Origin of the sequence: Microcoleus sp. AR_TQ3_B6, assembly GCF_036702785.1 — a bacterium.
GTDB lineage: Bacteria > Cyanobacteriota > Cyanobacteriia > Cyanobacteriales > Microcoleaceae > Microcoleus.
In genome coordinates, this window is record NZ_JAUBVJ010000148.1 from 1 (window position 1) to 10,404 (window position 10,404).

At 43.2% G+C, this 10,404-nt stretch carries 8 protein-coding genes and 3 pseudogenes; 8 read left to right on the forward strand and 3 right to left on the reverse strand.

All coding sequences use genetic code 11. The features are described from left to right. Nucleotides 1-72 precede the first annotated feature (72 nt). A pseudogene (locus QUB56_RS35200) lies at nt 73-367 on the forward strand (IS4 family transposase); the annotation flags it as partial. Between the two features lie 124 nt (nt 368-491). Here QUB56_RS35200 and QUB56_RS35205 read toward each other — a convergent pair. From QUB56_RS35205 to QUB56_RS35220, 3 genes are all read right to left on the reverse strand, one after another. Next, complete coding sequence (locus QUB56_RS35205; protein WP_332961000.1) at nt 492-1,289, reverse strand: group II intron maturase-specific domain-containing protein; 798 nt, start codon at nt 1,287-1,289, stop codon at nt 492-494. A 50-nt stretch (nt 1,290-1,339) separates the two neighbouring features. Continuing rightward, nucleotides 1,340-2,400 (reverse strand): IS630 family transposase gene (locus QUB56_RS35215; RefSeq protein WP_445243442.1). Its coding sequence is split into 2 segments (ribosomal slippage): nt 1,340-1,758 and nt 1,758-2,400, totalling 1,062 coding nucleotides; the frame shifts between segments, so codons are not numbered across the junction. Between the two features lie 241 nt (nt 2,401-2,641). Further along, nucleotides 2,642-3,193: a hypothetical protein gene (locus tag QUB56_RS35220; protein ID WP_332961003.1), complete on the reverse strand. Its 552-nt coding sequence runs from the start codon at nt 3,191-3,193 to the stop codon at nt 2,642-2,644. Between the two features lie 161 nt (nt 3,194-3,354). Between QUB56_RS35220 and QUB56_RS35225 the strand changes: the two genes are divergently transcribed. The 7 genes and pseudogenes from QUB56_RS35225 to QUB56_RS35255 all read left to right on the forward strand — a co-directional run bounded on the left by QUB56_RS35225 (nt 3,355) and on the right by QUB56_RS35255 (nt 10,292). Beyond that, the gene (locus tag QUB56_RS35225) at nt 3,355-3,516 is read left to right on the forward strand and encodes a hypothetical protein (protein ID WP_332961004.1); all 162 of its coding nucleotides are present in this window, start codon (nt 3,355-3,357) and stop codon (nt 3,514-3,516) included. Nucleotides 3,517-3,636: 120 nt separating this feature from the next. Next, nucleotides 3,637-4,857, forward strand: a pseudogene (gene tnpC / locus QUB56_RS35230) (IS66 family transposase); the annotation flags it as partial. A gap of 750 nt (nt 4,858-5,607) precedes the next feature. Further along, nucleotides 5,608-6,887: pseudogene (locus QUB56_RS35235) on the forward strand (pyridoxal phosphate-dependent decarboxylase family protein). A gap of 236 nt (nt 6,888-7,123) precedes the next feature. Then, entirely contained in the window at nt 7,124-7,612 is a 489-nt protein-coding gene (locus tag QUB56_RS35240) for a cupin domain-containing protein (protein ID WP_332961005.1), read from the forward strand. Nucleotides 7,613-7,615: 3 nt separating this feature from the next. Beyond that, nucleotides 7,616-8,560, forward strand: a complete 945-nt coding sequence (locus QUB56_RS35245) for a 3-oxoacyl-[acyl-carrier-protein] synthase III C-terminal domain-containing protein (protein WP_332961006.1) — start codon at nt 7,616-7,618, stop codon at nt 8,558-8,560. After that, entirely contained in the window at nt 8,560-9,531 is a 972-nt protein-coding gene (locus QUB56_RS35250; protein ID WP_332961007.1) for an AMP-binding protein, read from the forward strand. Before QUB56_RS35245 ends, QUB56_RS35250 begins: the two co-directional genes overlap by 1 nt. Nucleotides 9,532-9,566: 35 nt before the next feature. Further along, nucleotides 9,567-10,292 (forward strand): non-ribosomal peptide synthetase, encoded by a 726-nt coding sequence (locus QUB56_RS35255; RefSeq protein WP_332961008.1) that lies wholly within the window; start codon nt 9,567-9,569, stop codon nt 10,290-10,292. The last annotated feature ends 112 nt before the right edge of the window (nt 10,293-10,404 follow it).

Below are 10,404 nucleotides of genomic sequence, written 5' to 3' on the forward strand. Positions count from 1 at the left end.
TCTTGATAGTTGACCTTCATAAAATATCCCTTATTTTTCTGGCATTGTAGCACTTATTTGGCAAAATGGTATAACTTGCCCGATCTTCAGTCAGCCATAACCGCCTCTAAAAAACGGTTTGATCTTGAAGAAATGTTTCGTGACTTCAAGAGCGGAGGCTATCAATTAGAAGACACTAATGTTTCTGGCAGTCGATTAATATCTTTGATTTTGCTCATCTCTTTTGCCTATACTTTAGCCACATTTCAAGGACAAAAGATTAAACGAACTGGAGTACAGAACTATGTGGCTAGAATTAAAGAATACGGACGAGTAACCCGAAGACATAGTAGCTTTTATGTAGGTTTATATAGTCAAACTTGGATAGGTTTTAGGGAGAGTGGCTGGGCCATTGTTCAAGAGTTAATGAAACTCAATCGCAATAAGCTACCAGATTATTTACGAGGTTTAAGAGCAATGGAGCTGATTATGTCTAAGTCTTAGCTTTCATGTCACCCCTTCAGACTCCAATAAACTAAGTCGCCATTATAGGGACTTCTATCACCTTTTACCAACAGATAGTTGTTGCTACTGGTCGCAAACTCTGTGTGTAAAATTAGCTTTTTTGGCTCATCCCCTTTTGTCGCAAATACCCAGTTTCTATTGCCGATTGGTCGCCAATATAGACGATGAGCTTTTTTGACATTAAGAGTGCGACGTTTGGCCCATCTCCGAAGTTTGAAATAGGTCAGATTATCTTGTCTGGATAATTCTCCTATAGTGCCAATATCCGAGGCTTTGTAATAAGAACTCCATCCTCTAATTACAGGATTGAGGTCTTTAATGAGTGCCTCTTGTGGCGATAATCTGTGCATCTTAATAATGCGAGATATTTCCCGCTGATGCGTCAGGATTGCTTTCTTTGATGGGGTGATGAGTGTGTCAAAACCTAATTTTCGCCCGTGATTATCTTCATCACTACGATATTTTTCCCTAGGGAACTGTTGGATATGATGACCAAGAAAGTCAAATCCAGCACTTCCATCTTCACTTAAATTGGGCTCGAGTGTATGCGCTAATCGGGTTTGGGAAGGTTTTAATTGTAAGTCAATGCCAGCTAACCACTCAGAAATTACAGCAATACACCCAGAATTTACGGACTTGCTTTCGTGCAAAAGTACGAAATCATCTGCATAGCGGATGACACCAATAGAACGGCGTTTTTCCTTTTTACTTAACTTGGGAATAGTTAAGGTTTCCACGTAATCTTTAACTACCGTTTCTAGTCCGTGTAAGGCGATATTCGCCAATATAGCAATCCTAAATCAGTTGCAAACTAATCGGGCTTCACTAATCATGATTAAGTTGGTATTAATTCAGCCTTTTTAACAAAAAATTTATACATATATAACTTGCAAAAATCAAAAACTTGACAATGAGTTACCAGCATAAATAATTTTTTAATAAGTGGGAAAGATTTACATAAATACCAATGTTCTCTCAAAAATCTTTTGCCTTGAAGCCAAATATCTTTTACAGGGTTTTGCTCAGGTGCATTAGGTGCACATAATTCACATATTATTAACCATTCACATTTTGGTAAATTTTGATTCACCTCATTAAGATAATCTCGCATTTCTCCGTATTTATGATAACTTGCTCCATCCCAAAATATTAAAATTATAGCTCCTTTATTTAGATTTTGGAGGTATTTTACAAACAAAACTGTATTCTTTGAATTTCCGGCTTCATACTCTTGAAAAAAAAATCTTTTGTTTGATAGTTTAGCGCACCAAAATATGTTTGCCTTTCTCTCTGATTTGTCATGGGTACTTCTATTTTTTTATTCGTTTTCCCCCAAACATATCCACAAACATCACCCCTGAGTAAATGACACTCATCAATCATATACACCACAAGCTTTCCAGCTTCTATTTCCCTTCTTTTCTCTGCCAGAATCTTCTCGATTTCTATCTTTTTTGTTTTTACCAATTCATCGTTTTTTTTTTGATTACTTTTTTGAGTTTTATTCCAGCTAATCTTGGCTTTCTCAAGTAATGTATAATAACTTTGATTGGATTTGAAACGAACATCATACTTGTCTTCTATATATATCTGAAACTCCTGTAAGCTCAAATATTCTTGAGTCTTTAAGTAATTGACAATCTCTAGGCGTTGCGCTCGACTTAGATATGCTTTTGACCCTTGATACTTCAGCTTTAATTCTTCAACTCCATTTTTGATAAATTTCATTTTGGATTGACTGATAAATGTTGCTGATACATTTAATATCTTTTGAATTTTCGGACCAGGTACGGCCTCAATCCACATCATTACGGACATTGCTCGCTTTAGTTCTCTTGGGTCGGGGTTGCCATCTATAAAATCACTTAACTCTTGTAAAGGGTGTTGCTCAGACATATTGTTTTTTTGCCGTTTTCCAGTGTACAAGTATTATTATATTCCCAAATTATTATAATTTATAATAATTTGCAATTGATTTAGGATTGCTATATCAAACGCTACGGGGATTATGGGGTGGATTGGAAGAATGTCCCTCAACCTTGGGAACAGGCTATTCCTTTGCCGCTCGTTCTGGCTGAAATCCATAACTGACAACGCTTTGACGGCTTATGTTGCACTTTTTTGCACGGATCTCGGCTCAATGTCGATAACGCCCAGGGTCACCAAAACAACCAGAAACCTGCATGGAAATCCACGGGGCATCATCCCCAAGTCCATGAACATAGGTCTGTTGTCCAAGACCGCAACGAATCGCACAATCGAGCAACTGGTCGCCTGCCTGGTCGGGAGTCCCCAAGGTCGCGCCAAATCTCAAGTTCTCTTGCTCAGCAGGACGGCACAGCCCTAAACGCGCCTCAATCCATCCAAGGGTTCGAGTTTTGCGACGATCCTGGGGTGGCTCTTCCCGTCCTTTGGGCGGGGCGGTGGTGACAATCGGGATGTAGCTGCCATCCATTTCGACGATCAAGCAAGAGGACGCGCCGAGCGTGGGAATCTCACAGGCTAGTTGCTCGGCTTGTAAAACGGCATCAGCATGACGCAAGGTGATGGCTTGGGCAGAACTGATCGGCACTGTAATGCCATGATGTTCTTGTAATTTCTGAGGAATTTGTCCAAAAGGAACATCTGCATCAAAATGGAATATAGCATGAGGGGTCATTACCCTCAGCTCACAAACGTGATTTTGCATTATTGTATAAACACGGGTTGAGTCTAAAAGGCTACCTATTATAATGCCTAAATCGAATAGATTTCCTCTCTTTAGTGGCTATGTCATAGCTGTAGTCGCTCAATCAAGGTAGAAGTTCACGGGGGTAGCAAAAGCCCAAAACATCTGGTAAGGTGAGGGACATGGAGAAGACAGTGCCGGAATTAATGGCAGTAATCAGTCCAGCAGAGTGGGCGCAAGTGCCAGACAGGATCCTCGAACTAATTTACGAATTAGTGCGTAGGATGGCTCATTTTGAACAAAAAATAGGGGAACTGAGAACAGAAAACGAGCTTCTCAAATAGCAATTAGCCAGAACTTCGGCAAATTCATCACAACCACCATCGAAGAATCCTCAAGGATTTAAGCCCAATCGAAAGAAACCAACCGGAAAGAAGCGAGGTGGGCAACTAAGACATTCGGGACACGAGCGGAAGCTATACCCGACCGAAATGTGTACTGAAGTAATCAACCATTACCCAAAGCAATGTAGTGGATGTGGAGGCATCCTAGAGATTGAAAATAATGGTCAAGCCTCTCGACATCAAGTAGTGGAAGTCCCACCAGTACAGCGACTCGTCATCGAACATCAGTTTCATCCAATTACCTGTAGTTGTTGTGGGAAAGAAAATCAAGCCCCAGAAATGACCGAAATAATAGGAATGGGTGGATATGGTCCAAGAACAGCAGCCTATGTAGGTTTATTGAGTAGTGAGTATCGACAATCCTGCCGCCAAATACGTGCGCTGATGCAGGTGGTGTTTGGGATTGAAATGTCCGTCGGCACTATCAATCGTCTACGGACAGAAGTGAGTGAGGCAGTTGGCGATGGGGTCACATCAGCCCAACATTACATCCAGCAGCAGCCGAATGTGGGAGTAGATGAGACTAGATTTCAGCAGCGGAATGGAGATGGTCAAAATGCCACCAAGACCAGTGGTTGGCTGTGGGTGGCTGTAACGCCATTGATTCAGAGCTTTCAGGTAATTTTAAGCAGAGCTAGTAGTGCTGCTCAAACGGTTTTGGGCGAAACTTTTAGTGGCTCGATCACCAGCGATCGTTGCCCTGCCTATAATTGGGTGGATGTCAATCACAGGCAACTGTGTTGGGTACACCTCAAACGAAATTTTATTCAAATATCCGAACGAGTTGGAGCTTCAGCCCAAATCGGCAAATCCTTGCTGGAGCAAGAAAAACAGCTTTTCAATCTCTGGCATAAATTTAGAAATGACCAACTCACTCGTTCGGAGTTAAAAGAAAAAGTTGAACCTATTAAGACTGAAGTTTTGAGTATCTTGCTAGAAGCTTCGCAGTTAGACATCCACGAGAGGGAAAAGACCCCACTGGCAAAAACTGTGCGGACTTGTCGTAATTTACTAAAGTTGGAAGTGGCTCTGTGGTTATTTATCTCCTCGGATGGTGTAGAGCCGACTAATAATGCCGCGGAGAGAGCCATTCGCCCTGCTGTGATGTGGCGACGGACTAGCTTTGGTTCAGATTCTGCAGCAGGAAGTCTGTTTGTTGCCGGTTTACTCACCGTTGTGTCTTCTCTCAAGCTGCAAGACCCGAATATTCTTGAGTTCTTGACTGAATCTGTCTTGAGTGCTCGTTCTGGTCGGACTCCTCCTTCTCTTCTGCCATGTTAACCCCGTGAACTTTTACCAATCAAGTACGGGGAAGTTTTTTCGTAGCAGCCCTCAAACGGAAAAAATCTTTAATAATCTAGTAGGTAGGCGCAATTGTTTTGCATATAGACTACGGCTTGACAAGGCTTTCAGCTATCTGCATCTTATATTTGACTTAGCCTATCTATTTATCATCCTCGTACTTATTGAGTGGTTACCAAAGAATGATATACTGTGTAGACTAGCTACACGAGACAAAGACGAAATAGTTGATTTAGGAGGTGACATCGGTTGTGAGTACATTTCTACATTAGTCTTGAGGCGGGTATACCAGTATTGAAGTAGTAAGCAGGTTTAAGCTTTCAAGAAGCAAGGGCTGACAGGTACTCAAAAGTTACTGCACTGTAATATGCTAGGTACGTACGCCACCAGGATATATATTTTTGTCCTTGGCTAAAAAATCTCATTAAATTAGCAGTACCAAGGCAATGAGATGAGTATTCAGTAAACTAGCTATTCAAGTTGAATACACAAGTTTTTATAAGTATTTTTATTGCATGCTCAAGCTATTTAATGTTATTCTTAAGGAAATTCACTTCACTGGAGAGTTAGGCAATTTGCAACATCCCATCTAGTAATTTTTTAACAATGCCTAATGAAGATATGAGGAAGATGGGCTATCAGGTTATTGATATCCTCATAGAGCACTTTGAAACTTTGCCGAATAAACCTGTTTCGCATTTAGTAGATCGAGTAGAGCTGAAGAAAAAAATGGATGAGTCACTACCTGAATCAGGTAGTAGCGTTAGCGATGTATTGCAGGAACTTCAGCAAAATGTCTTTGGCACTCTCATACATCAAGATCATCCACCTAATTTCTCCTTTGTTCCTAGTCCAAATAATTTTGTCAGTGTAATGGCCGATACGCTTGCAACAGGTTTTAATGTGTTTGCGTCCACATGGATGGAATCTCCTGGAGCAACGGAAATTGAACTAACTGTTATATCTTGGTTAAGACAGATGTGTGGACTTCCTTCCACTACTGGTGGGCTTTTTGTAAGTGGAGGATCAATGGCTAATCTCACCGCACTAGCAGTTGCAAGATATGCAAAGCTTGGGGATAAGGTTGGTAATAGTGTTATTTACTGCTCAGACCAAACTCATGTATCTCTTGAACGAGCATTGAAGCTATTAGGTTTTGCACTCGACCAAATCCGTAAGCTCCCTTCTGATAGCAATTTTCGCTTAGACTGTTCCAAACTCAAACTAGAAGTAGATTTAGATCGTGCTGCGGGTAGAAATCCTTTTTGTGTTATCGCGAACGTAGGAACCACAAACACTGGTGCTGTAGATCCATTAATGGAACTTGCAGTTTTTTGTCGCAAGGAGAACCTGTGGTTACATGCTGATGGCTCCTATGGAGCCGCAGCTATTTTATGTGATCAAGAGCGTCCTCGATTAGAGGGATTAGGACATGTAGACTCCTTATTGTAGATCCTCACAAGTGGCTCTTTCAGCCTTATGCGATTGGTGGAGTACTTGTTCGTGATGGTCGTTTATTGGAAGAGACTTTTTGCATACGACCTGAATATCTAAACGACGTAGACAGACCCGATGATATCAAGTTTTATAACTATGGTATTGAACTAACGCGAAGTTTCCGAGCGCTTAAACTTTGGATGTCCCTTAAAGTTTTTGGTCTTGAAGCATTTCGAGAGGCAGTAACTAGAGGAATTGAGCTTGCTGAAATAGCTGAATCATTTTTACGTAGGCTCGATAGCTGGGAAATTGTGACTCCAGCTCAAATTGGGATTGTGACTTTTCGATATGTACCACCAGGTCGGTTACAACCCGAAGTAAATGATGTTAATCGACAAATTGTAGATAGAATGATATCAGATGGTTTTGCTATGCTGACTTCTACTACTTTAAATGATTGTGTAGTCTTGCGTTTATGCACGATCAACCCTCGTACTACAGAATTATATATTGTAAACACTATTGAAAAATTAAACTACTTCGGATGTCAGATAAGCAGCAGTTTCAATTGAATCCTAACTATTTTCTGTAGGTCTCTGTGGGAGAGCATACCACTTTTGCGAGGGAGATATTTACACTCACATAGATTAAAATATTCTATTAAGGAGTAGACAGAAAGCCGGGAGGTAAGGTTATTAAAAATTATTTTTTGTATAGTTTTGCAAAATAGATCAAGGCTAAAATATCCAAGAGTAAGACTACAATGTGTAACTTCATGAAAACATTTAAGCTCTAAATTCGTAACCTCATGAAAAGTTCTTTCTTCATCCGCTTCAATGCACTCAGTAAGTTCCTTATTCTGGTATTGCTGTCGGTTGCAACTACTCCCGGCATGGCGGTATCTTGCAAACTGGTTTCAACGATTTTAATCGAAAAGAAATTACCGTACGGCATTAAAACGATTAAGGCACCCGATACCGATCAGCGGCACTACACCACTTTGGCGGGGACGCACTTTTCCTATCGTTGCAATATTCCATACACATTAAAGACTAAGGAAGCCGCGATTAAAATCTGCGAAATTGATCCGGTCGAGTTAAAAATTTTGTCTTGGCCGGAAACCGAGGTGATTAATATTATTAAAGGCGAAGTGGAGATTGAGGAGGCGAATGGGATCAAAAAAACTTATGTCGCTGGCGATATGTTCGTGTTACCGCAAGGCTTCAAAGGAGTATGGCGTCAATCCGAAATGCTGATTAAAGTAGTTGTGCGTCACCCACTTTATTGGAAAGATTAATCAATGAAGACTGTACGAAACAATGTTTTTTTGGGTGCAACCCAATATGTCGGCGGCGCGTCCGTCACTCTGGAGAATTTAATCGTCGATCCTGCGCGGTGCGCAGCTTTGCGCAACGTCGCTGAAGGGGTGTCTTTAGTTCCAGTTTATGAGGGTGAAATTCTTGAGCAAGCTCAACTCGCGGTTGTGCAATCACTGAAGGCGGCAGGTCGTAGTGCTGGCGAAATAGACGCAGTGTTTTTCGTTTCTAACGGTTTGGATGCCAAGAATACGCTCGACGCCGAGTGGCTCGGCGCTTTTAGCGAACGCCTTGGGTTGGACTTATCAGCGCATTATCGAATCGCCATGGCAGGTTGCGCCGGATTTCACTGGGCAGCTAAACTGGCGTCGACCCTGATTGTAGCGGAAGAGTATGCCAACGTGCTGCTGCTCTCGTTCGATCAAGCGAAGCATCCCTTGCAACGAATCTATGGCGAAGAGGGAAGTTTCCCTTACGTGACCGGCGATGCGTCGTCCGCCTGCATCCTCTCGGCCTCAAGCAAGGGGATGGACTTTCGCCTCATGGGTCGAGTAATCAATATTTGGGATGGAAAACAGGCCCGGGCAGCCTCTCTCGAAGACGAAGTCGGCTGCATCGAGCGCCTATTTGGCGAAGTTTACTCGAATATCGCAATCAATGCCAACGACATTGATTTGATGATCACGAACAATTACTCGCTGAACGTCAGCCGGCTGTATGGCAACCTTGCAGGCATCGACTTCAAAAAGGTATACACCGAAACTATCGTTACCCATGCTCATTGCTTTTCCTCGGACATTGTTATCAATTTGCATCATGGTCAACGCACAGGGCAGATTGAAACAGGCGCACGAGTGCTAACCTTCAGCGCAGGTCCTTACCAATGGGGAGCATGTGTTTTTGAAAAAATCGAACAAACTCAAGGATAATGATGGAAACAGTGGTAGAGCGCTTCCTTGCAGTTGCGCAGGCAAACCCGAACGCACTCGCAGTAATTACGGACAACGGAACGTGGACTTACAAAGCGTTGGCCTTGCGTACACGGCAAATTGCCGATGCAATCGACCAATGGTTCAAAAATGAAACCGGGCGCAGCGCTGATGTGAGCGACATTATCGGCATTTCGCTGGACAAGAATGCCGACTTGCTTGCTTCGATGATTGCAATCATGGCACTCGGGGCAGCTTATGTACCAATCGATCCAGAGTTGAATCGAAATACCCAAACCTATATCTTGGATCGCTGCAATTGCAAATTGGTGGTATGCAAACCGGACGCTTTGCGTGGCATTGACACGATCGGTCGAATCGACCCCACTGCTATCGAAATCGACGGCAAACCTAAACTGATCGAGCCGCGTGCTCATCTGGAAGATCGTTGTTATACGATTTTCACCTCCGGCTCCACCGGACACCCTTCGGGTGTTCCCATCCTTCATCGCAATCTAGTTAATTTATGTAAATGGGTGACTGCGGAATTCGGCCTCGGCCGCACCAACCGCGTGTTGCAGTTTTCGACGATTAACTTCGACGCATCAGTGTTGGATATTTTCCCCGCTTTGACCAGTGGTGCGGCATTGTGCCTGCCTACTGGCGAGCAACGTTTGTCAGAAAATGAATTGGCGTGGTTTTGCATGCACCACCACATCGATCATGCGTTCCTGCCACCAGCGTTGCTGGCGGTATTGAATTCTGAACGTTTCCCGCAAATTCGAACCGTGTTGACCGGAGGTGAAGCTTGCAGCCATACAACACTCGCTGCATGGGCACCCACACGTCGTTTTTTCAATCTATACGGTCCAACTGAATGCACTGTTGTGGTAAGTTTTAAGGAGATATCCGCCGAAATGCCTCAAAAATATCGGTCGTGCCATTCCTGGAGTGCGTTTACATGTGCTTGACCAACATATGCGACCTGCTCGACGCGGCGAACTGTATGTTGCCGCGTCGAGCAGTGTCACCCGGCTATTTGCACGACCCTGAGACGACTGCGGCAAAATTTGTGAATTGCCCCGACGTGGATTGGGATCGTCTGTACAAGACTGGGGACATTGTTGAATTTGATCCCTCAGGTGATTTACATTTTGTAGGTCGCGTCGATCGGCAAGTCAAGGTGCGCGGATTCCGCATCGAGCTCGAAGAAATCGAGACCGCAATGATGAAAGCGGGGTGTGCCCAAGCGGCGGTCAGAGTATCTCCACAAGGCGCTTTGGTGGCCTATTTCGTTTCATCCGATATGGTCGGTGCAAATTTGCGCGACCGCCTTGCTCAATGGCTCAGTGATTACAAAATCCCGCAACCCTTCGTTGCGCTCCCGCGGCTCCCGCAAAAGCCGAGCGGCAAGGTGGACTTAGAAGCGCTGCCCTTGTTTGGCGATATTTCCGATCAGCAGCTTGCATCAACCAATTCGGATGCAGAGTCAGCTAGGCTCGATTCGATCTTTTTGCTATGGGCAAAAGAATTAAGTGTTTCCCCTGAAATTCTGCATAGCAGCTCTAATTTTCGCGAACTAGGAGGTACGTCACTCAATCTTCTTCGAATTCTTGTACAAATTGAAAAACAGTACGGTGTTAAGATTTCATTTGCCGACTTTTTGAAAACCCCGACCCCACACTTTATCTATAGGACTTTAAAGCAGCATGAACACCAAATTTCTGCCTAACTTGAATCATATAGGTCTTACTGTTCATAGTATTGATGGCTCTCCTGAACTTATGGTTATAAGTTTATCTAATCAAAAAAGCAAGCTAATACGCGATTCCTAAAATTATTAA